The 22341-nt window shown below is 68.5% G+C and carries 20 protein-coding genes, 1 tRNA gene and 1 other RNA gene; 15 read left to right on the forward strand and 7 right to left on the reverse strand.

Annotation, left to right across the window (positions count from 1 at the left end):
- Positions 1-25 precede the first annotated feature (25 nt).
- From LV75_RS15510 to LV75_RS15520, 3 genes are all read left to right on the forward strand, one after another.
- Complete coding sequence (locus LV75_RS15510) at positions 26-1441, forward strand: aminopeptidase P family protein (RefSeq protein ID WP_253887590.1); 1416 nt, start codon at positions 26-28, stop codon at positions 1439-1441.
- A 42-nt stretch (positions 1442-1483) separates the two neighbouring features.
- Positions 1484-1621 carry a hypothetical protein gene (locus tag LV75_RS15515; RefSeq protein ID WP_253887591.1) on the forward strand — a complete coding sequence of 46 codons (138 nt, stop codon included), beginning with the start codon at positions 1484-1486 and terminating at the stop codon, positions 1619-1621.
- Positions 1622-1923: 302 nt separating this feature from the next.
- Positions 1924-3039 carry a DUF2786 domain-containing protein gene (locus LV75_RS15520; RefSeq protein ID WP_253887592.1) on the forward strand — a complete coding sequence of 372 codons (1116 nt, stop codon included), beginning with the start codon at positions 1924-1926 and terminating at the stop codon, positions 3037-3039.
- Here LV75_RS15520 and LV75_RS15525 read toward each other — a convergent pair.
- Entirely contained in the window at positions 3036-3869 is an 834-nt protein-coding gene (locus tag LV75_RS15525) for an NAD(P)-dependent oxidoreductase (RefSeq protein ID WP_253887593.1), read from the reverse strand. The genes LV75_RS15520 and LV75_RS15525 overlap by 4 nt on opposite strands.
- 87 nt (positions 3870-3956) lie before the next feature.
- Here LV75_RS15525 and LV75_RS15530 point away from each other — a divergent pair, with 87 nt between their 5' ends.
- On the forward strand, positions 3957-4289 hold the full coding sequence (locus LV75_RS15530; RefSeq protein ID WP_253887594.1) for a winged helix-turn-helix transcriptional regulator: 333 nt from the start codon (positions 3957-3959) through the stop codon (positions 4287-4289).
- Positions 4290-4465: 176 nt separating this feature from the next.
- Positions 4466-4555: transfer RNA gene (locus LV75_RS15535), tRNA-Ser, on the forward strand.
- An 838-nt stretch (positions 4556-5393) separates the two neighbouring features.
- Here LV75_RS15535 and LV75_RS15540 read toward each other — a convergent pair.
- Complete coding sequence (locus LV75_RS15540; protein WP_253887595.1) at positions 5394-6653, reverse strand: ABC transporter substrate-binding protein; 1260 nt, start codon at positions 6651-6653, stop codon at positions 5394-5396.
- 2 nt (positions 6654-6655) lie between these two features.
- Entirely contained in the window at positions 6656-8995 is a 2340-nt protein-coding gene (locus tag LV75_RS15545; protein ID WP_253887596.1) for a vWA domain-containing protein, read from the reverse strand.
- Positions 8996-9173: 178 nt separating this feature from the next.
- Between LV75_RS15545 and ffs the strand changes: the two genes are divergently transcribed.
- An RNA gene (gene ffs, locus LV75_RS15550) (signal recognition particle sRNA small type) lies at positions 9174-9268 on the forward strand.
- Positions 9269-9273: 5 nt separating this feature from the next.
- On the opposite strand, the gene LV75_RS15555 is transcribed toward ffs, so the two are convergent.
- Positions 9274-10272, reverse strand: a complete 999-nt coding sequence (locus LV75_RS15555) for an LLM class flavin-dependent oxidoreductase (protein WP_253887734.1) — start codon at positions 10270-10272, stop codon at positions 9274-9276.
- Positions 10273-10346: 74 nt separating this feature from the next.
- On the opposite strand from LV75_RS15555, the gene LV75_RS15560 reads away from it, so the two are divergent.
- The gene (locus tag LV75_RS15560; protein WP_253887597.1) at positions 10347-12308 is read left to right on the forward strand and encodes a DNA polymerase III subunit gamma and tau; all 1962 of its coding nucleotides are present in this window, start codon (positions 10347-10349) and stop codon (positions 12306-12308) included.
- A 48-nt stretch (positions 12309-12356) separates the two neighbouring features.
- On the opposite strand, the gene LV75_RS15565 is transcribed toward LV75_RS15560, so the two are convergent.
- From LV75_RS15565 to LV75_RS35890, 3 genes are read right to left on the reverse strand one after another with little or no spacing between them, the layout of a single operon-like run.
- Positions 12357-13265, reverse strand: a complete 909-nt coding sequence (locus tag LV75_RS15565) for a hypothetical protein (protein WP_253887598.1) — start codon at positions 13263-13265, stop codon at positions 12357-12359.
- A 24-nt stretch (positions 13266-13289) separates the two neighbouring features.
- Positions 13290-13922 (reverse strand): N-acetylmuramoyl-L-alanine amidase, encoded by a 633-nt coding sequence (locus tag LV75_RS15570; RefSeq protein ID WP_372504177.1) that lies wholly within the window; start codon positions 13920-13922, stop codon positions 13290-13292.
- Positions 13923-13971: 49 nt separating this feature from the next.
- Positions 13972-14127: a hypothetical protein gene (locus LV75_RS35890; RefSeq protein ID WP_372504178.1), complete on the reverse strand. Its 156-nt coding sequence runs from the start codon at positions 14125-14127 to the stop codon at positions 13972-13974.
- Positions 14128-14284: 157 nt separating this feature from the next.
- On the opposite strand from LV75_RS35890, the gene LV75_RS15575 reads away from it, so the two are divergent.
- The 8 genes from LV75_RS15575 to LV75_RS15610 all read left to right on the forward strand — a co-directional run bounded on the left by LV75_RS15575 (position 14285) and on the right by LV75_RS15610 (position 22219).
- Positions 14285-14599, forward strand: a complete 315-nt coding sequence (locus LV75_RS15575) for a YbaB/EbfC family nucleoid-associated protein (protein ID WP_253887599.1) — start codon at positions 14285-14287, stop codon at positions 14597-14599.
- A 7-nt stretch (positions 14600-14606) separates the two neighbouring features.
- The gene (recR, locus tag LV75_RS15580) at positions 14607-15203 is read left to right on the forward strand and encodes a recombination mediator RecR (protein WP_253887600.1); all 597 of its coding nucleotides are present in this window, start codon (positions 14607-14609) and stop codon (positions 15201-15203) included.
- 30 nt (positions 15204-15233) lie between these two features.
- Positions 15234-15821 (forward strand): uridine kinase family protein, encoded by a 588-nt coding sequence (locus LV75_RS15585; protein ID WP_372504179.1) that lies wholly within the window; start codon positions 15234-15236, stop codon positions 15819-15821.
- A gap of 308 nt (positions 15822-16129) precedes the next feature.
- Positions 16130-17134, forward strand: coding sequence for an ABC transporter permease (locus LV75_RS15590; RefSeq protein WP_253887602.1), 1005 nt, complete (start codon positions 16130-16132; stop codon positions 17132-17134).
- 50 nt (positions 17135-17184) lie between these two features.
- A complete protein-coding gene (locus LV75_RS15595) occupies positions 17185-18957 on the forward strand; it encodes an ABC transporter substrate-binding protein (RefSeq protein ID WP_253887603.1) in 1773 nt (590 codons plus the stop codon).
- A 99-nt stretch (positions 18958-19056) separates the two neighbouring features.
- Complete coding sequence (locus LV75_RS15600) at positions 19057-20070, forward strand: ABC transporter permease (protein ID WP_253887604.1); 1014 nt, start codon at positions 19057-19059, stop codon at positions 20068-20070.
- A complete protein-coding gene (locus tag LV75_RS15605) occupies positions 20067-21143 on the forward strand; it encodes an ABC transporter ATP-binding protein (protein WP_253887605.1) in 1077 nt (358 codons plus the stop codon). The genes LV75_RS15600 and LV75_RS15605 overlap by 4 nt, the downstream gene beginning before the upstream one ends.
- Before the next feature lie 11 nt (positions 21144-21154).
- Complete coding sequence (locus tag LV75_RS15610) at positions 21155-22219, forward strand: ABC transporter ATP-binding protein (RefSeq protein WP_253887606.1); 1065 nt, start codon at positions 21155-21157, stop codon at positions 22217-22219.
- Positions 22220-22341: the final 122 nt, after the last annotated feature.

A 22341-nucleotide genomic window follows, 5' to 3' on the forward strand; every position in this document is an offset into this window, starting at 1 on the left:
CCGACCAGGTGAAAGAGGTGTCCAGATGAGCGACCGCCCTGCCCGACGAGACCCGTCGAGGTTGGTGGAAGCCGAGGGTTTCCGCGATTTCGTCCGCGATGACTGGGGCCCGGCCGACCGCAGGGTGCACCTGGTCGAAGGGGCCGCCGAGGCCGCGGCGGCGCACCGCGCCCGGCTGTCAGCGGCGTTCCCCGGCAAGCGCATCGCCCTCGCCGCGGGCATCGCCCCGACCAGGTCCAACGACACCGACTACCAGCTGCGGGTGGACAGCGACTTCGGGTGGCTCACCAACTGCCACGCCGAGGGTGCCGTCCTGGTCATGAACCCCGTTGGCGGCGGCCACGACGCCGTCCTGCACCTGCGGGAACCAGCTGGCCCGAGCGAGCCGGACTTCTTCGCCAGCGCCCGCGACGGCGAGCTGTGGATCGGTGCCGTGCCGGGCCTGGCCGAGTGGTCGGCGGCGCTGCAAATCGAGTGCAGGCCGCTAGAGGACCTGCCCCGCTCGCTGCGCGGTCAGCTCCCCGAGGTCCTTGCCGCCAAGGGGGTCGATCCGCTTCTCGACGCCCTGGTCGGCGCACACAGCCCCGAATTGCGCACCACGCTCGCCGAGCTCAAGCGGATCAAGGACGACTGGGAGATCGGTCAGCTCCGCGCGGCCGTTGACGCTACCGTCCTGGGCTTCGCCGATGTCGCCCGCGAGCTGGACACCGCTGTCCGCGGCGGCGGCGAGCGTTGGCTGCAGGGCACCTTCGACCGACGTGCCCGTGCCCTGGGCAATGGCCCTGGGTACACCTCTATCGTCGCCGCCGGTCCACACGCCCCGGTACTGCACTGGACGCGCTGCGATGGCCCGGTAGCTGAAGACGGCCTGCTGCTGTTGGACGCCGGTGTCGAGGTCAACACCCTCTATACGGCCGACGTCACCCGTACCTTCCCGGTCGCCGGTGAGTTCACCGACGCCGAGCGGCGCGTGTACGACTTGGTGCTTAAGGCGCACCTGGCAGGCATCGCCGAGGTCAAGCCCGGCCGCGACTACCGCGCGTTCCACGAGGCCGCCATGACCGTGCTCGCTGAGGGCCTGCACGACTGGGGCATGCTGCCTGGCTCCGTTGAGAAGTCGCTCGACCGCAACGGGCAGCACCACCGCCGCTACATCGTGTGCGGCATCGGCCACTTCCTCGGCATGGACGTGCACGACTGCGCCCGCGCGAGTGCAGCCTCCTACCACGAGGGCGTCCTCGAACCCGGCATGGCGCTGACTGTCGAACCCGGCCTCTACTTCCACCCGAACGACCTGACCGTGCCGCCGGAGCTGCGCGGGGTCGGCGTCCGCATCGAGGACGACTTGGTGGTCACCGCGACCGGTGCCGACGTCATCTCCGACGCGTTGCCCATCACAGCCGACGGGATCACCGAGTGGGTGCGGGACCGGCGGGGGTAGCCTCGAGTCCGCTGTAGACAGGGGATTTGAAGGAGGGACGTCGTGACTGAGCACGACGAACGGCAAGAGGGGACCGGGAAGCACGCGGCGCCGGAGGGAGCCGAGCGGCACCCGCTGATCGACCTGTCCCGTGACCCGAACCCGGGCAAGCCCGACCACGCGGCGCCCGAGGAGGACTGACCCACGGCCAGGCGCGGACCGGTGATCGGCCCGCGCCTGGCCGGGTGATGTCGGAGATTGCCGCCTGGCGGTGCTGCTCGCCTGACACCGCCCCGGTCCTGGAGAAGTACAACAAAACTGCCCCCGCGGTGTTCTTACAGGGTGAAAGCACTCTACGGCGGACGGGGCAGCGATGTGGTTCAAACGGCGGTGGACAGGGGTCGGTCGGGCCTGGTGGACCGGTGCTGCGGCGCGACTCGCCGAACACCTCGCGTTCGAACATGTGTTTGAACAACCGGCGCCGAGAGGGCAAGATGGGCGCCATGCGAACGTATGGTCGACCGGGGTCGGTCGCTCTGCTCGCGGCCCGGCTGACCGAGGCCGCCGCGCTCGGGCCGGTGACCGCGCTCGACCGCGTTCGGCAGGTCGCCGAGCACGGCCCGGCCGTGGCGACGGCGGCCGCGGCCGCCTCGCTGTCGCGGGCGCTCGAACTGCTCTGGCAACGTGGCTGGCTGCCCGGCGAGGCGATCGCCGCGGTTCCGAAGGGACTGTCCACGCTGGTCACGGCGGCCATCGGGCACGAGTGCCGCCGCTACCCGACCGCCCGGCTGCACCCGGTGTGGCGCACCCAGCTCGCCGAGTTGGACAGTGCCCCGGTCGAGCTGTCCGAGCCGCTGGTGCCCGGCCTGAGCCAGGTCGTCGAGCTCGTCTCGGTCCTGATGGCCCTGCCCCAGCTACCGCGGCTCGTCCCCGGTCCCTGCGAGGCGGCCGGGCCCTCCGGTGGTCCCGCGGTGGACCCGCGCGTGATGGTCAAGGTCCGCGGCCTGCTGGCCAAGGCCGAGTCCACCCCGTTCGCCGCCGAGGCCGAGGCGCTGTCGGCCAAGGCCCAGGAACTGATGTCGAGGTACGCCTTCGAACAGGCCGTGATCACCGCGGACCACCCGCAGCAGGCCACCGCCCGCCGGTTGTGGCTCAGCGGCCCCTACCAGGCACCCAAGGCCCAGTTGGTCGACGCCGTGGCCAGCGCGAACCGCTGCCGGTCGGTGTTCTACCCCCGGCTGGGCTGCGTCGGCCTGGTCGGCCACGAGACCGACCTGGAGATCACCGAGCTGCTCGCCACCTCGCTGACCACCCAGTCGGCCCGGGCGCTGGCCCACGCCCCCGGCCGCACCCGCGCCTACCGCCATGCCTTCCTCGTCGCCTACGCCCACCGCGTGCACCAGCGCCTGACCGAAGCCGCGGCGCACGTCCGCCCCAGCTCAACGGCCCTGGTCCCGGTCCTTGCCTCCCGTGAAGCCGCCGTGGAGGCCAAGTTCACCGCCCTCTTCCCCGGCATCCGCACCCGCCGCACCACCGCCACCAACCCGTCCGGCTGGACCGCGGGCCTGGCCGCCGCCGACCAAGCCGACCTGCACCCGCACCGCAGGGTCGCCAGCTAGCGCAGTTCGTCCACCAGACTCGCGTTGTCCTCGGCGCCGAACCCCGCGGCGACCCGTCGTGCCATCAGGTCGAATAGCGGGGTGAGCAGCCGTGCGTCCACCCCTTGGGCTTTCGCCGTGTCCAGGAAGGTGGCTGTTCCCGCGACCTGCATGGCCAGGTTGGACGTGACGTCGGTGGCGAAGTCGCCCGTGTTCAGGCGCTTGGCCATGTCGTGGGCGACACCGGTTGTCGCGGTGACCCAGTCGACCAACAGCGGCGCGAAGCCGACCGGGTCGATGCCTTCGGCGCGTACCAGGGCAAAGGCATGGGTGATCCCCGCGAACATGCCGTACATGCCTGACAGCAGTGCCACGTCGTAGAGCGCCGCGTGGCCGGGGTCCTCGCCAACGTAGTGACAGCGCGCTGGCACACCGAGCACGTCGGCGTGCTCATCGACGATCGCCTGGGATCCGCTGTAGAACACGAACGCGCCGGGCGTCCCGATCATCGGCGGCACCGCCATGATCCCGCCGTCGACAAACCGGGCACCGCGCTCGGCCGCCCACTCGGCGCGCGCCCTGCCTTGCTCCGGGGTACCGGTGGTGAGGTTGACCAGGTCCTTGCCCGCCAGATCGACGCCGTCCAGCGTCGAGGTGACCGAGTCGTCGTCGAGGAGGCAGACGACGACCAGCCGGTTGGCCGCGACGGCCGCGGCCGCCGAGTCAGTGACCACCGCGCCCGCCAGTGTCTTGGTGGTGCGGTTCCACACGGTGGTCTCGATGCCCGCAGCGAGCCAGGACTGTGCGATCGCGGTGCCCATCGCACCGAGTCCAAGAAGGGTGACTGCCATGCGTCCAGGCTGGTGGGGGCGGGTGTGGCGATCAAGTACGCACTTTGAAGTCGGTGCACCGCCCGGGAGCTGGGGCACTCTGGGGACATGGCCACCACCCCCCGCCCCACCCTCGCCTACCACTGCGGCATCGACGCTGCGATGGAGGTGATCGGCGGCAAGTGGAAGGTGCTCATCCTCTGGGCGCTTAACGAGCAGCCCTGCCGCTTCGGTGAGCTCCGCAGGCAGCTGCCCGGCATCACCGAGAAGGTCCTCACCAGCCACCTCCGCGAGCTCGAGGCCGACGGCGTGGTCCACCGCCACTCCTACGACGAACTCCCACTGCGGGTCGAGTACTCCCTCACGCCACGCGGGCAGTCCCTCAACGAGGCCCTGGCCCCATTGGGTACGTGGGGGCGGGAGAACATCATCGGCAACTAAGTCGCCCGATCGTGTGGTGAGCCGCCCCCTCCGCCCCGGATGCCATGCCCCCACCCACAGCACACGGCGCGTTGGCACAGGTCGCGGCCATGTCACGGCCCCCAGCCCCATGCCCGCCAGCCCGGGGCAACCCCCCGTCTTGGGAGGTCAGGGCCCCATCCGGTAGTCTCTCCGGCGGAGGATTCGCATAGTGGCCTAGTGCGCACGATTGGAAATCGTGTTGGGTGTTAAAACCCTCGGGGGTTCAAATCCCCCATCCTCCGCCACCTAGCAGGGCGAACGCGGGTCACCGAGCATCGTGGTGACCCGCGTTCGTCGTTTCGGGTCTCAATTTGGGTCTCAGTGGTCCCCGGTCAGAGGCTGATGACCTGGGCCAAGTCGCCTTCGTCGTCGTCATTCTCGGTGCCGTCGTTGAGGTTCCACATACGAGTACACGAACTCTGTGGGCGAATGACCCCATGAGTTGATCTACGACATCGCCCCAATGTGGCGAGCATGCCTTCATGCCACTCGCCGGACTGTGTGTTGCAGTTCCATGTCGCCTGGGCGTGTCTCGGCATGAAGCCCGAGGCTGGCAACGAAAAAACCCGGCCCACGAGAGGCCGGGCGGGTATGAGCCCAAGCGTAGCTACAGACTTGCGAGAACCGCAACGTCACCAGCCAAGAGGCTTCGTGTAGCCGCCAGCCGGGTCGGGCAACTGTTGACCTGTGTAGTCGGACGTGTTCAAGCTTCGCCACCAGTGGTGACCAGCGCCGCTGGTCTGCCTCTGTGACAGCGCGCCTGCCGTGTAGCCCGACGACACCAACAGGTACCCGCCGCTAAGCCTCGTGCACGGGCATCCGGAGGTCGCTCGAACGTCCAGCCAGCGCCAGCCAGGTGTGCTTCGGCCGCAAGCCTCTCTCCCGCCGTAGTACAGGTTGTAGCCATCGACGGAGATACCAACTCGCATCTAGGGACCCTATCGGCAGTCGCCTCGCTGCCACGTGCGACGGGGTGACGCAGTTCGGGGCCGTCCGGGGTGCGTCTGCTGTTGCAGGCGGCAAATCCCCCATCCTCCGCCACTGAGAGCGCCGGTCACCCACGGGTGACCGGCGCTCCGGTCGTTAGTGGAGGGCCGCGCGCATGTCCTCGGCGAGTTGGTCCAGCCTCCCGGGTACGCCCTCCACCCGGTCTAGGGCGCCGTGCAGGCTTTCTTGCATCAGGTCTGAGATGCGGTCGTATTGCGGGGTCTGCACGCGGTCTCGCGCGGTGATCAGGCTGCTGTGCAAGACGTCCAGGTAGGGGAACTTGCTGCGCAGTACGGGGTCGTCGTAGAGGCTCCGGACTGTGGGGGCGAAGCCGCCCTTGGCGAAGAGTTGTTGTTGTTCGTCTTTGTCTGTGTAGAACCGGATGAAGTCGCGGGCGGTCTCTTGGTGTTGTGAGCACGGCGAGATGGCCAGGTTCCACCCGCCGAGGGCGCTTGGGCCGGGGAGCGTGGTTACGCCTACCTGGTGCGCCACGGGGGAGGTCGGGCCGGTCACTATCGGGTAGATGTAGGGCCAGTTGCGCATGAAGAGTGCCTTGCCCGCTTGGAAGCGTTCGCGGCTGCGTTCCTCGTTGAACCCGGTGGCAGCGCGGGGGATCCACCCGTCGCGGAGGCCTCGGGCCAGGAGTTCTACGCCCTGTTTGGCTGCGGGGGAGTTGATGGTGATCTCGCCGTTGGTGGTCAGGTCGCCGCCTTGAGACCAGATCGCCTCTAGGGCGTTCACGGTCAGGCCTTCGTAGCGGGAGAGTTGACCAACGTAGCCGTCGATGTCGTAGATGGTTCGTAGTTCGTTGGCGGTCTCTGCTAGTTCGGTCCAGTTCGTCGGTGGCTTCTTGTGTTGCTGCTCCAAGAGGTCCTTGCGGTAGTACAGGAGGCCTGCATCCGTGCGTGCTGGGATCGCGTAGAGGGTGTCGTCCACTGTGGCGTTCTGTACCGGCACGTCCAAGAACTTGCCGATGTCGAACTCGTCTGGGTTCAGCGGTAGCAGGTACCCGGCGCGGGCGAACTCGGCTGTCCAGACAGCGTCGACGGTGATGACGTCGTTGCAGCGGCCTCTTGCGCCGGGCAGGGCTCCGTCTTGGGCGGCGGCGACGAGGGATGCTCGGTGGGCGTCGGAGGAGGGGGATTGCTCGACGAAGGTGACCTGTTCCTTGGAGCCGCGGCGGTTGTTCCACCGCTCCACCAAGCGTTCCAACTGCTTGCCCTCGGTGTTGTCACGACCGTCCACGAATGTGATGGGGCCTCTGGCGTGTACGCGGTCGGCGTCGGGACGTTCGGTAGCGCAAGCGCCTGTCGCGACGAGCACGACGGCCAGGTAGGCGCAGCAGAGCTTGTTCATCTCTACCCCCACAGTCCCATCGCCACCAGGTTGGTCAGTTTCGCTGTGTCTTCCTCCACCGACGTCAGGTCGATGCAGGTGCCCTCTGTCGCCTTCGAGAGATCGCTCAGGTGCGCCACCCGGCATCCCCCTGCTTGCAGGCTCACCACTATGAGCCGCGTAGCCCTCTTGTCCTGAGCGCTTACCTTCACCTTCAGCGCGGACTCGTCGATCTGGCTGGGAACAGCGGTAGCGGCATCGGTGAACATGACCAGTACGTCCCTACCGTCCACAGATGGGTCTGCCCGCAGTCGGTCTGTACCTGCCTCGAGCGCGTTGTAGACGTCAGAGTTGTTGCGGGACAACGGTAGGTCCGGGCTGGCCGCACTGCGGAGCGCTGATGTCTGTCCTGGGCCTAGCGGCACCACGTCCCTGACCCCACCGCCGAAGGTCATCAGGCCGACCTCGTCCGCGTCGCTGAAATGCTGCAGCAGCCTGCGGACCAGTTCGGTCGCTGCCCGCACCCGCGTCCCCTGGACGAACGGCGCGCCCATCGTCGGCGCGGTGTCCACCGCGAACAGCACCCTCGGGTGCTGGCTGCCAAGCTCCGCCGCGTCCCGGACCTGGTCGAACGCGGTCAGTGGGCTGACCATCAGCTCAGCGGGCAAGGATGGCGCGGGACCTTCGTCGCGGCCGACCTGTCCAGAAGCGTCGCGAAAACCGTTGTTGCGCAGGAATGTCGTAGCGGTCGGGCTCAGCAGGTACGCGTAGAACCTATCGATCACCTGACTGCGCTGCCGGTGCTCGGGACGGTCTGTCCATCGCACGACAACGAACGGGTAGTCCTGGATGGGGGAATCCAGTTCGAGGTAGAGCGGGACCAGCCCTTCGGGACGCTGCGAGGACGCAGAGCAGTCGCTGCCCAAGGGCCTACCGCGGTTGTAGTCGAAGACTGCTTTCTCCGACACAAGTGCGGCCAACCGCCCGGGGGCGTCGCGCATCGCACACAGCAGGCTTCCGCTGTCCTTGCCTCTAGCGAACGGGATCTCTCGCTCGGCCTTGTGCACTGTTAGCGCTACCGGATCGGTGCGCATCACGGTTGGCGTGAGCTGTGGTTCTCCCAACCGGTGCTGGTAGTAGGCGATGGTGGTGAGCATCCCGGCGCTGGAGTTGCTCACGTCCGGCCTGGTGATGGCCTTGGTCACGGCTGCCTGCGCCAGGGTCGGCCAGGAGATCCACTGCTGGTCGCCCGGGTGCAATGAGTCGACCATGCCGGGTGGGGTGGCGAGCACGATCGGGGATCGCGCAATCCCCGGCCGCGGTTCCAGGGTCGCGCCGATACCCGGCGACTTGGCCAGCTTGGTCCGCACGTGGTCGAGGTCGATCGTGCTGTCCGGCAGCCACACGTGCGGCTCCGGGCCGTGGTCGCGCAGGTCGATGCGCCCGGACCAACCCCGGCTGAGCGCCTCGACCGCGCCTAGGTAGGTATCGGCAACTACCAGCAGGCGAGCCTGCCTGCACCCGTTCTCATCGGCCTGGTTCGACTCCCGCTCGAAGTTCAACGCGAGTTGCCGCAGCGTCGGTGCCATCTCTGTTGAGGTGAGCACGTTGACCTGCACCGGGTTCGCGCACCGGGTATCCGGGGCGTTCGCTCCCGCCAAGAGGTTCGTGGTGGGGGCGACCAGGAGCAAAGCTGTTAGAACTACCGCCTGCCAACGTGGACGAGGAAGCCGGAGCGTGGGCAGCTTCGGCTTAGGCAGCCGCACTTTCGGTTTCGGCGAGGCGCGCCTGTTGGGATAGTCCGGGGTGCAGATCCACGCCTTGGTGTCGGTTTCCTTGTGTCGCACGGTGCAAGAGCGGTAGATCGTCGGATTCGCGGCGGGCTGATGCTTCACCACGTGTTCGTAGAACCAGTCCGACACTGCTAGCGCGAGAACGCCGGGGGAGTCGGCAAGAGCGTCGCGCAACGGTTGGGAATCCAGCAGCCGAAAGGCGTGGTTGAGGTCCCGGCCGTGCTTGCCGTTGTCGTCGCTGCCGACCTCACCGGCGTGGATCGCCACCCGTAGTCGCATCTGCGTTTCCGGGCCGTGATCGGCGTTGTGCTCGCGCAGCGCGGCAGCCAGTTCGTGCGGGAGGGAAGCCACCAGTTCCCGCTTCGGCAGGTCCGGGATGAGCAGGAACAGGCCGTCGCCACGGTCCTCGTGGTAGCCCCACGGGACTCTTGCCCTGCCGAGCGCGTGGCGCAGTGCGGCATAGAGGCCGTCACGCACCACCTTCTGGTGACGGTCGGTACGCCGGACGTCGCCGTAGCTCTCGACGTCGACGGCGAGAATGCTCGCGTGCTTGTCCTCAGAATGGGACACGCCCTGCTCCCGGTGGGTCGCCTCAGGGCGTACAGGGTACCGCTGAGCTGTGGGCGACGATGAGCTGAATCACACCTATAGGGGTGGCTTGTCCTTGATGTGTCCGGTGGCGAGTGCGCAGGGTGTAGGGCCACCGGCCCCGCCGGGGGTGCGATCGCGAGCATCCCGCTACACTTGCCGAGGACCCCGCGCGGTGTTCATCTCGCGAACCTCCCCAGGGCCGGAAGGCAGCAAGGATAAGCGGGCTCTGGCAGGTGCGCGGGGTCCCCTTCGTCAGCTCACACCTTCGCCGGGGCCAACCCCACGATCTCCGCGACCCGCTCGTAGCTGCGCAGCCGGTCCGCGTGGTCGAACACGTTCGTGGTGATCATCAGCTCGTCCACCCCGGTCTTGGCCAGCAGGTCGTCGATCTTCGCGCGCACCGTCTCCGGCCCGCCGATGATCTGCGAGGCCATCCGCTCCTCGATGAACAGCCGGTCCAGCTCGGTGTACGGGAAGGCGGCGGTCTCCTCGGGCGAGGGCAGCCGCCCCGGTGACCCCTTGCGCAACTGCAGGAACTGCAGCGCGGCAGGCTCAGCGAGGCGCAGCGCGGTCTCGTCGTCCTCGGCGCACACCACGTTCGCCGCGATCATCGAATACGGCTTGGACAGGGCCGCCGACGGCTGGAACTTCTCCCGGTACAGCGCCAGCGCGGGCAGGGTGTTCTCGGAGCTGAAGTGGTGGGCGAACGCGAACGGCAGCCCGAGATACCCGGCCGCCTGAGCGCTGTAGCCGCTAGAGCCCAACAACCAGATCGTGGGCTGGTTACCCAATGCGGGCACGGCAGTGACACCGTTCGAGTCACGTCCGGTGAAGTAGTTCGTCAGCTCGACGAGCTGGTCGGGGAAGTCGTCGGCCGACAGCGACCCCTGCGAGCGCCGCAGCGCCCGCGCGGTGATCTGGTCGGTCCCCGGTGCCCGCCCGATGCCCAGGTCGACTCGACCCGGGTGCAGCGCCTCCAGCATCCCGAACTGCTCGGCGACCACCAGAGCCGGGTGATTTGGAAGCATTACCCCGCCACTACCGACCCGGATGCGCTCGGTGGCCATGGCGATGTGGGCGAGCAGTACGGCGGGCGCGGAACTGGCGATACCGGGCATGTTGTGGTGCTCGGCGACCCAGTACCGGTGGAATCCGAGCCGCTCGGTCGCCCTGGCGAGGTCGAGGCTGTTGCGCAGCGCCGTGGTCTCCGATGAGCCACTGGCCACCGGGGCGAGGTCGAGGACCGAGTACGGGATAGGCACGTAACGCCCAACGCCGCCGGGGGCGGTCGGATTCCCGGGCTGTCGGTGCCGACCGGTAGTGTCGCGGCGTGGCGCTCGCCCTCTACCGCAAGTACCGGCCTGCGACCTTCGCCGAGGTCGTCGGGCAGGAGCACGTCACCGTCCCGCTGCGCACGGCATTAGCGGCGGGCAGGGTCAACCACGCGTACCTCTTCTCGGGACCCCGTGGTTGCGGTAAGACCTCCAGCGCGCGGATCCTGGCCCGTTCGCTCAACTGCGAGCAGGGCCCCACCGACGAGCCCTGCGGTACCTGCGACTCTTGCGTCGGCCTCGCCCCCAACGGCCCCGGCACGGTTGACGTCGTCGAGCTCGACGCGGCCAGCCACGGTGGTGTCGACGACGCCCGCGAGCTGCGCGACCGTGCCTTCTACGCCCCGGCCAGCTCCCGGTACCGGGTGTTCATCGTCGACGAGGCGCACATGGTCACCACGCAGGGCTTCAACGCCCTGCTCAAGATCGTCGAGGAGCCGCCGGAGCACCTCGTCTTCATCTTCGCCACCACCGAGCCGGACAAAGTTCTGCCGACCATCCGGTCCCGCACGCACCACTACCCTTTCCGGCTCATTCCGCCCAGCTCCATGCGCGAGCTGCTCGAGCGCAACTGCGCCGCCGAGGACGCCAAGGTCGAGCCCGCGGTGTTCCCGCTGGTCATCCGCGCGGGCGGCGGTTCTGCCCGCGACACCCAGTCGGTGCTCGACCAGCTCCTCGCGGGCGCAGGCCCAGAGGGTGTCACCTACGAGCGCGCGGTGTCGCTGCTCGGCGTCACCGACGTCGCGCTTATTGACGACATGGTCGATGGTCTCGGCGCAGGCGACGCGTCCGCTGTCTATAGCACCGTGGACCGGCTGGTCGAGGCTGGTCACGACCCGCGCAGGTTCGCCTCGGACCTGCTCGACCGACTACGCGACCTCGTCTTGTTGCGCGCGGTGCCAGACGCGGCGAGCCGCGGGCTGGTCAACGCGCCGGAAGACGAGTTGGACCGGATGGTCGGGCAGGCGGAACGGCTCGGTGCGGCCACCTTGTCGCGATACGCCGAGATCGTGCACACCGGCCTAGTAGAGATGCGTGGCGCTACAGCGCCGAGGTTGTTGCTAGAGCTGCTGTGCGCGCGCATGCTCCTGCCTGGCGCGGTGCCAACTGACGCTGCCGCCGACTCGGCTGTATTGCAGCGGTTGGAGCAGATGGAGCGGCGGCTGTCCGCAGCCCCCGCCGCGGCTGAGGCCCCTGCTCGGCAGGTGGTTTCCCGTCCTTCGCAGCGCGCGCCCGAGCCCACTCGAGCACCCGCGCCCGCCCGCGAACCAGTGCGTGAGCCCGCTCGCGCGCCCGAACCTCCGCGCGCAGCTGAACCCACGCGCGCTCCCGCTCCTGAACCGGCACCCCCGCCCGCTCCTGAGCCGACTCCTGAACCCGCCGCGCCCGCCCCGGAACCAGCCGCGGCCGGTGCGCTGGACGCGACGGCGATCCGCCGGGTGTGGCCGGAGTTGCTCGCAGCGGTCCGTGCGGTCAGCCGCAGCACCGAGGCGATGCTGACCAACGCGACGGTCCAGTCGGTCGAGGGCGAGACCGTGGTCATCGCCCACCCCGCCGCACCCTTGGCCCGCCGCCTCGGCGAGCCGCGCAACACCGACGCCATCGCCCAAGCGCTGGCCAGCGTGCTCGGCGGCCGATGGCAGGTCCGCTGTGTACACGCCGAGCCCGGCGCGGCAGTAGCCGCGCCGGGCCGTCAAGCGCGACCCGCCGCCGAGCCGCCCACCCGCACCTTCGAGCCGACTCGGCGCCAAGCGGCCGCGCCCACGCCGCCGCCCGTGGACGACATCCCGCCCCCGGAACCGCCGGAGCCGGATCTCCCCCCGGAGCCGGAAGACGAAGAAGAGATGATGGCGCAGGCAGCCCAGAAGCCGGACCCGTCAGCGCGTCAGCGGGATCCGGAAGAGGCCATGCTCAAGCTGCTGGCCGAGGCGTTGGGTGCCCGCCCCGTCGAGAGCAGCTAGTGGCTCGACTCAGAACGTGAGACATGGTCGACGTTCTGGGTCGCGCCACTAGGAGACGGACACCTGTCGCACGGTCGCTGAGTCTGCCTGCACCACGGCGACCTCATCGGCGACCGTTCGCACTGCCACCGCGCGGGAGTTCGGCGACCACAAGAGGTCTTCGATCTCCGCGCCCACCGCGACCGACCGCAAGAACCGCCCATTGTCCGTTTGGTGCAACGACAACTCGCCGCCCACCGCGATGGCCACACGTCGTCCATCAGGGGCCGTCCACCCGTGGGCGCTCGGGTCCAGCGACACCACCACCGGGTGCCAGCTCTCGCTGCCCACGTCGAACCGGACCAGCCGAGCCGAATCCGACTCATATTCCACGGCCGTCAGCCGGGTCGAATCCGGCAACCACCGCAGGTTCCGCCGACCCCGCTCGGCGGGTTCAGGCGAGATCAACCGAACGTGGTCGTCTTCGGTCACCGGCATTGTGTCGACGAGGACAAGCTTGCGGGGCAACCGAATCGCGATGTGGCGACTGTTAGGACTGACAGCCGCCTCTATGACCGAGCCGCCCCGGTCATAGACCGCTTGTTCTTCGCCTACCAGGACATTGCGGATGACGACGCTATAAAGCAGCCGGTGCTTCCGGTTGGTCCGGTAGACGATGCGCCCAGGGAGTACCCCCAGGAGTTCGTTCGCGTGGTCGTCGGAACCAACCAGTGGGGTGACCTTGCCGCCGACCCGCACCAACGAGAGCTGGGCGGGCGTGCCGTGTTGGAGCACGACCTTGCGCTCACCGGGCAGGTAGCGCGCGGTGGCGAGATCCGGTACCCGGGCCACTTCCCTGGTCGCACCCTTGGCATCGACCTCCACCAAGCGGACCGGGTCGGCAGCCGCCCCGTTCCCCGCCAGCGCGATCAGCAGCCGCTCCTGCTCGTCGACGTCGAGCACCCGCATCCCGGACATGATCTCCACCTTGTCACAGCGGGCTCAGCCGAGATATCCGAGGACCCCGTTCGCGATCGCCTCCGCGTAGCGCTGCTTGCCCGCCGCGCTCGCCAAGAGCGCGGCCTCGGTGGCATCGCGCATGTTGCCGCATTCCACCAGAACCGCGGGCCGCGTCGACAGGTTCAACCCGCCGAGGTCGTCGCGTGCGGACAACCCTTGCGAGCCGATGTAGGTCGACGTCGCCAACCCGGCCTTGACCATGTCGTCGCGCACGGACCTCGCCAACCGCAGGGCAGGCTCGCCTTGGGCTTCGTTGAGCGGGGGCGCCGAGTAAGCGATATGGAAGCCGTGCGCACCCGCCGCGGTAGAGCCATCAGCGTGCAGGGAGACCACAGCGTCCGCGCCGGATTCGTTGCCTATCGCGGCGCGCCGGTCGACGCACGGGCCCACGCCCTTGTCGTCCGGCCTGGTCAGGATCACCTGCACACCGCGTTGCGTCAGCAGGTCACGCACCCGCAGCGCCAAGTCCCAGGTGAACTCGTGCTCGGAATACCCGCCATTGGTGGCCGTACCGGTCGTATTGCACGGCTTTGACTTACCGCGCCCGGCCGGGACCAACCGGTTGATCTCGGCGGGGTGGCTGGCGTTGCCGCCGTTGTGCCCCGGGTCCAGCACGACAACCTTGCCCGGGGAGACAGGCCGGGCCGGCTTGGTCGTCTTTGCCTTACTGGTCGTAGTGGTCGTCGGCGTGATGGAGGTTGTGGTGGTGGTCGGCGACGTTGGTGGAGATGAGGCGGTAGTAGAAGAGGTGGCTGTTGGCGCTGCCGTTGAGGTAGTTCCCAGAGACTGCGCTGCTGGCGAGGGCTCTTGCCCTCCGCAAGCAGACAGCACTACCGCGAGCGCACAGCCGATGGCCAACCCGACACGTCGTCTCAGCACGGGCCCACGATGCCACAGCGCGCGGCCCTCTAAGCTGAAGATGGCACCAACCCAAGACGAGAGGGGCCGCGGTGTTTCCCGGAGGCGGCGCACCCGACATGCAGGCGATCCTGGCGCAGGCGCAGAAGATGCAGGAGCAACTGCTCACCGCGCAGCAGGAACTGGCCGACGCCCAGGTCACCGGTACCGCGGGCGGTGGTCTGGTGACCGCGACGGTGTCCGGGGCCGGGGAGCTGAAGGCCCTGGTCATCGACCCCGAGGTGGTCGACCCGGAGGACACCGAGACGCTGGCCGACCTGGTCGTCGCCGCGGTGCGCGACGCGGGCAACAACGCCCAGCGGCTCGCCGAGGAGAAGATGGGTCCGCTCGCCGGGGGTCTCGGCGGCGGCGGGCTCGGCCTGCCGGGGCTGTGAGGACCGGGTGTACGAGGGCCCGGTCCAGGATCTGATCGACGAGCTCGGCAGGCTGCCCGGCGTCGGTCCCAAGAGCGCGCAGCGGATCGCCTTCCACCTGCTCGCCGCCGAACCGGCCGACGTGACCCGGTTGCAGGAAGTGCTGCAGAAGGTCAAGGAGGGCGTGGTCTTCTGCGACATCTGCGGCAACGTCTCCGAGGAGGCCACCTGCCGCATCTGCCGCGACGCCCGGCGCGACCCGACCGCGGTGTGCGTGGTCGAGGAGCCCAAGGACGTCCTGGCCATCGAGCGCACCCGCGAGTTCAAGGGCCGCTACCACGTGCTCGGCGGCGCGCTCGACCCGCTCTCGGGCATCGGGCCCGAGCAGCTGCGCATCCGCCAGCTGCTCTCCCGGATCTCCGCCCAGGAGGTCAGCGAGGTCATCCTGGCGATGGACCCCAACACCGAGGGCGAGGCGACCGCGACCTACCTGGTCCGGATGCTGCGCGACTTCCCCGGCCTCACCGTCACCCGGCTCGCCTCCGGCCTGCCGATGGGCGGCGACCTGGAGTTCGCCGACGAGCTGACCCTCGGCAGGGCGATGTCCGGCCGCCGCGCCGTCTGACCCTCCACATCGGACACCGGGCTCGCTCCCATGCCGAACACTGTGGATGACTGGGAACGGAATAGGGGTCACCCGTTGGGGGTGGATCAGGTCGCCGCCGCCATTCGCGCGACCGAACCGCGACTCGGCGGCGTCCGACTGGTCGCCATCGATGGGCCATCCGGCTCCGGCAAGAGCACCTACGCCGCGCGGCTGCGCGAATTGCTCCCGGACTCGCTGCTGGTCTCCACCGACGACTTCGCGACGTGGGACGACCCGGTCGGCTGGTGGCCGCGGCTGGAAAGCGGGGTATTCCACCCGCTCGGGTCAGGCCGACCCGGTCGGTACCGCCGAACACGCTGGGTGAACGGCGATCCGCGTCCCGGCGACTGGGTCGAGGTGCCGGTTCCGGCGACGTTGCTGCTCGAGGGCGTCTCCGCAGGCCGCCGTTCGATCACGCCATCACTGTCCGCGCTGATCTGGTGCGAGCTGCCCGATCCGGCCAGGCGCCTGGAACGCGCGGTCGCCCGCGACGGCGCCGGCTCGCGCGCGGAACTGGTGCGCTGGCAGGCTTTCGAGGCGGGTTGGTACGCCGTGGACGGAGCCCGCGCCCGGGCGGCCATCACGGTGACTGTGTGACCGGTCACTACCCCGGTCCGTCCGTTCAGCGGACAAATACCGGCTGTTGATCACGGTGCGTGTCATTTCAATCGCGTACCGGTGATTCTGTGTATGGCAGTTGGCCGGATCGTGACCTCCCGTAGCTAAGGGATGGTGACCCGAGCGGCTATGGTCGGCCACCACACGGTGAGATCCCGGAGTAAGTGAACCGGACACGAGGAGTGCGTGATGGCTTACCAGCGATCCGCGCGACCCGGTCGACCGGACGGCCTCTTCAGCCGCCCACGACTTGTCGCGCAGACGCCCGGACGGGGACGGTCGGCGGCATGACGGCTCCTCCCGAGGTCACCGGATCAGCCGCGGACGCGGACCCGGAGGCCGCGCTCCAGGGCATGCCCAAGAAGGCGATCCAGGGCCGTTCGCTCGGCCAGATCGCTTGGCTGCGGCTCAAGCGCGACAAGGTCGCCATCGCGGGTGCGATCGTCATCGCCCTGCTGATCCTGGTCGCCATCGCGGCCCTGCTGCTCGACCGCGTCTTCGACGTGGTGCACCCCAACGAGTTCCACCAGGACCTCATCGACACCCAGAACGGCACGCTCGCGCCGCTGGGCACCTTCGGTGGCATGTCCGGTGCGCACCCGCTGGGCATCGAACCGGTCAACGGCCGCGACATCCTGGCCCGCATCTTCGCCGGGTCCTGGATCTCGCTGCTGATCGCGACGCTGGCCACCGTGCTGTCGGTCATCATCGGCACCACGATGGGCATCATCGCGGGCTTCTTCGGCGGCTGGGTCGACACGCTGATCAGCCGCCTGATGGACGTCTTCCTCGCCTTCCCGCTGCTGGTCTTCGCGATGGCGCTGGTCGGCGTCCTGCCCGACACCGCGTTCGGGCTCTCGCCGGAGATGGTGCGGATCGGCCTGCTGATCTTCATCATCGGCTTCTTCAACTGGCCCTACATCGGCCGGATCGTGCGCGGGCAGACCCTGTCCCTGCGCGAGCGGGAGTTCGTCGACGCCGCGCGCAGCCTCGGCGCCCGCGGCCCGTACATCCTCTTCCGCGAACTGCTGCCCAACCTCGTCGCGCCGATCCTGGTCTACGCGACGCTGCTGATCCCGACGAACATCCTGTTCGAGTCGGCTCTGTCCTTCCTCGGAGTCGGCATCAACGCGCCAACCGCGACCTGGGGCGGCATGCTCTCGGACGCCTCGCGCTTCTACACGATGCCGCACTTCATGCTCTGGCCCGGTCTCGCCATCTTCGTGACCGTGCTCGCGTTCAACCTGTTCGGCGATGGCCTGCGCGACGCGCTCGACCCGCGAGCCCGATAGGTGAGTTGTAGTCCCGGAATTGCTCCTGGAAGAAAGGGTGCAACAGCACAATGAACAGCAAGCGCTTGGTAACCGCGGTCGCCGCGGGCGCGGCTGTCGTTATGGGGCTGTCCGCCTGTGGCGGCGGAACGAGCTCCAGCGGCGGCGGCACCACCGGGGGTAGCGGGGGAACAAACACCCCGGCCTTCAACGCTGCTCTGACGAACATCTTCAACCCTTCTGACAAGAAGGGCGGGATCGTCAAGATCGCCAACGGTGGCACCTGGGACTCGCTCGACCCGGGTGAGACCTACTACGGCTACTCCTGGAACTTCCTGCGGCTCTACGGACGCTCGCTGGTGATGTTCAAGCCCGCGCCCGGCGGCGGCTCCAACGAGCTCGTCCCGGACCTGGCGGAGAAGCTCGGCGAGCCCAGCGACGGCGGCAAGACCTGGACCTACAAGCTGCGCAAGGGCGTCAAGTACGAGGACGGCACCGCGGTCACCTCCAAGGACGTCAAGCACGCCGTCCTGCGGTCGACCGACAAGGAGACCTTCCCGAACGGCCCGGCCTACTTCGAGGGCTACCTCAACCTGCCCGACGGCTACAAGGGCCCGTACAAGTCCAAGGACGTGAACACCGACTCGGCCATCGAGACCCCCGATGACTCGACGATCGTGTTCCACCTGAAGGCCCCCTTCGGCGGCTTCGACTACTTCGCGCAGCTGCCGCAGACCGTCCCGGTCCCCGAGGCCAAGGACACCGGCGCCAAGTACCGCGAGCACGTCATCGCGACTGGCCCGTACAAGTTCGACAAGAACGAGATCGACAAGGGCTTCAACCTGGTCCGCAACGACCAGTGGGACCAGGCGACCGACCCGAACCGCAAGGCGCTGCCGGACGGTTACCAGGTCTCGATGAACGTCAACGCCGATGACATCGACAACCGGCTCATCTCCGGTGACCTCGACATCGACATCGCGGGCACCGGCGTGCAGCCCGCGTCGCTGAGCCGCGTGCTCGGCGACCCGGCGCTCAAGGCGAACGCGGACAACCCGACGATCGCCCGCCTCTGGTACACCTCGATCAACCCGACCGTCGCGCCGTTCGACAACAAGGCGTGCCGCGAGGCCGTTGAGTTCGCCGCCGACCGCACCGGCTACCAGACCGCTTACGGCGGCGCGTTCTCCGGTGGCGACATCGCCACCACCCTGCTGCCGCCGCAGATCCCGGGCGCGCAGAAGTTCGACCTGTACCCGGCTGGCGCCGACAACAAGGGCGACGTGGAGAAGGCCAAGGCGAAGCTGCAGGAGTGCGGCAAGCCGGACGGCTTCGAGACCAACATCTCCTACCGCGCCGAGCGCCCCAAGGAGAAGGCGACCGCCGAGTCGCTGCAGCAGTCGCTCGGCCGCGTCGGCATCAAGCTGACCCTGAAGGCGTTCCCGCAGGGCGACTACTTCTCGCAGTTCGCGGGCAACCCGCCGTACGTCAAGTCCAACAACCTGGGCCTGATCGTCAACGGCTGGGGTGCTGACTGGAACGACGGCTTCGGCTTCCTGTCGCAGATCGTCGACAGCCGCGTCATCCGCGAGACCGGTGGCTCCTCGAACACCTCCGTGCGCATCCCCGACGTCGACAAGTTGCTCGACGAGGCCATCGGCGAGACCGACAAGGCCAAGCGCGAGGCCCAGTGGGGCGCGATCGACAAGCGCGTCATGGAAGAGGCGGTCATCCTCCCCGGCGTGCACGCCAAGAGCCTGCTGGTCCGCAGCAAGAAGCTGACCAACGTGTTCATCTCGGAGGCGTACGGCATGTACGACTACCTCTCGATCGGTGTCGCGTAACTCCTCCTTGTTGCCCTGCTCGAACGTTAGGTAGGTGAAGGCGACAGGAGAACAGGCCCGGGACGACCTCCCGGGCCTGTTCTCCGCCTGCCGGCCACTGTGATCACATACATCATCAGGCGGCTCTTCGCGGCGATCGTGCTGTTGTTCGTCGTCAGCGCGGTGACGTTCTCGATCTTCTTCCTCATGCCCAAGCTGTTGGGCGCCTCGCCGGAGACCCTGGCTACCCGCTACGTCGGCCGGGCCGCCACCGCCGACACCGTCCGCGAGACCGCCGAACGACTCGGTTTCTACGACCCCATCTACGTGCAGTACCTGGACTGGGCGAAGGGCATCTTCGTCGGTGCGGACTACAGCTACGGCAGCGGCGTGGAGCACTGCCCGGCCCCGTGCCTGGGCTACTCCTTCCGCAACAACCAGCCCGTGTTCCCCGACCTGATCGACCGGCTGCCGGTCACCCTGTCGCTGGCCGTGGGCGCCGCGGTCCTGTGGTTGCTCGGCGGCGTCGCCGTCGGCACCCTGTCCGCGCTGCGCAAGGGCACCATCTTCGACCGCGCCGCGATGGGCATCTCGCTCGCGGGCGTGTCGCTCCCCATCTTCTTCACCGGTCTGCTGTCCCTGTCGATCTTCAGCTACAACCTCGGCTGGACCGCGGTCGGCGGCTCGTACGTCCCCTTCCTGGAGAACCCGGGTGAGTGGGCCTACAACCTGCTGCTGCCGTGGATCACCCTGGCGCTGCTGTTCTCCGCCCAGTACGCGCGGCTCACCCGCGCCGGGATGCTGGAGACGATGAACGAGGACTTCATCCGGACCGCGCGCGCGAAGGGCCTGACCGAGCGCAAGGTCGTCGTCCGGCACGGCCTGCGCGGCGCGCTCACCCCGATCCTGACGATCTTCGGCCTCGACGTCGGCCTGCTGCTCGGTGGCGCGATCCTCACCGAGAGCGCGTTCTCCCTGCAGGGCCTCGGCAAGTACGCCATCGACGGGATCACCAACTACGACCTGCCCAAGGTCATGGGTGTCACGATCCTGGCGGCCTTCTTCGTCGTCGTCGCCAACCTGGTCGTCGACCTCCTCTACGCCGTCGTCGACCCGAGGGTGCGTGCCAAGTGACCCAGCATGAAGACAGCCTCGGCGGTGCTACCCCGCCCCGACCTGCCTCCTCCGGCGCGCCGTTCCTGCAGGTCCGCGAGCTGCGGGTGCACTTCCCCACCGATGACGGCGTGGTCAAGTCGGTCGACGACCTGTCCTTCAGCGTCGACCGCGGCAAGACCCTGGGCATCGTCGGCGAGTCCGGTTCCGGCAAGAGCGTGACCAGCCTGTCGATCATGGGCTTGCACAAGGCCGGTACCGCCCGGATCAGCGGCGAGATCCTGCTGGACGGGCAGAACCTGGTCGGCATGGCCCCGGACCGGGTCCGCCAGCTGCGCGGCAAGCGGATGGCGATGATCTTCCAGGACCCGCTCTCGGCGATGCACCCGTTCTACACGGTCGGCAGCCAGATCGTGGAGGCCTACCGGATCCACAACAAGGTCACCAAGGCCGTCGCCCGCAAGCACGCGGTCGACCTGCTCGACCGGGTCGGCATCCCGAACCCGAAGTCGCGGGTGGACGACTACCCGCACCAGTTCTCCGGCGGCATGCGCCAGCGCGCGATGATCGCGATGGCGCTGTCGTGCGACCCGGAGCTGCTCATCGCCGACGAGCCGACCACCGCGCTCGACGTGACCGTGCAGGCGCAGATCCTCGACCTGATCCGCGACCTGCAGGCCGAGTTCAACTCCGCGGTCATCATCATCACCCACGACCTCGGCGTGGTCGCCGAGCTGGCCGACGACATCATGGTCATGTACGCGGGCCGCGCGGTCGAGTACAGCAGCGCGCCGGACATCTTCAACTCGCCGCAGCACCCCTACACCTGGGGCCTGCTCGGGTCGATGCCCAGGCTGGACCGGGAGCGCACCGAGCGGCTGCAGCCGATCAAGGGCACGCCACCGAGCCTGATCAACGTGCCGGAGGGGTGCCCGTTCAACCCCCGGTGCGCCTACGCGGGTACCAACGGCGACCTCAGCTTCACGCTGCGCCCGGAGTTCCGCGACGTCGGCGGCGGTCACCACATCGCCTGCCACCTGGGCGCGGAGGACCGCCTCCGCATCTGGGAGACCGAGATCAGGCCGAAGCTGTGAGCGAGGACGCCGTGAGCACCAAGACTGAGACCGGCGCGGCCAACCGCCGCCTCGGCGAGGACCTGCTGGTCGCAACCGACCTGCAGAAGCACTTCCCGATCCGGCGCGGCCTGCTGCAGCGCCAGGTCGGCGCCGTGCAGGCCGTGGACGGCCTGACCTTCACGGTGAAGCGGGGCGAGACCCTGTCGCTGGTCGGCGAGTCCGGTTGCGGCAAGACCACCACCGGTCGGCTGCTGACCCGGCTCATCGAGCCGACCGGCGGCACGATCACCCTGGACGGCCGCGACATCACGCACCTGTCCTCAGGTGCGATGCGCCCGCTGCGCCGCGACATCCAGATGATCTTCCAGGACCCGTACGGCTCGCTGAACCCCAGGCACACCGTCGGCGCCATCATCGGCGCCCCGTTCCGCCTGCAGAAGGTCAAGACCGAGCACGGGGTCAAGCGCGCGGTCCAGGACCTGCTCGAACTGGTCGGCCTCAGCCCCGAGCACTACAACCGCTACCCGCACGAGTTCTCCGGTGGCCAGCGCCAGCGCATCGGCATCGCCCGCACGCTCGCCCTGCGCCCCAAGGTGATCGTGGCCGACGAGCCGGTGTCCGCTTTGGACGTCTCCATCCAGGCCCAGGTCGTCAACCTGATGGAGGACCTGCAGAACGAGTTCGACCTGACCTACGTGATGATCGCCCACGACCTGTCGGTCGTGCGGCACGTGTCCGACCGGGTCGCGGTGATGTACCTGGGCAAGATCATGGAGATCGCGGACCGGACCTCGCTGTACGAGCGCCCGATGCACCCGTACACCGTGGCCCTGCTCTCGGCGGTCCCCATCCCCGACACCTCCCGCCGCGACAACCGCGAACGCATCCGCCTCACCGGCGACGTCCCCAGCCCGATCAACCCCCCGTCGGGCTGCCGCTTCCACACCCGCTGCTGGAAGGCCCAGGACCTCTGCAAGACGACTGAGCCACCACTGGTGGAGCTGTCAGCCGGACACCAGGCCGCCTGCCACTTCCCGGAGAACACCACCAAGCTGACCATCGACCCCACCGGGGCCGCAGGCTCAGCTGCTTGACCTGCTGTTGGTGAAGGGCCCGCGCCGGGAACGGCGCGGGCCCTTTTCATTTCCAGGTCCAGTGAGAGGAAGGCTTATGCCCGTAAGGGAACCGCCGGGTGTCCACTCAGGACACCCGGCGC

This window comes from Actinokineospora diospyrosa (assembly GCF_024171925.1).
In the GTDB taxonomy this organism is placed as follows: Bacteria; Actinomycetota; Actinomycetes; order Mycobacteriales; family Pseudonocardiaceae; genus Actinokineospora; species Actinokineospora diospyrosa.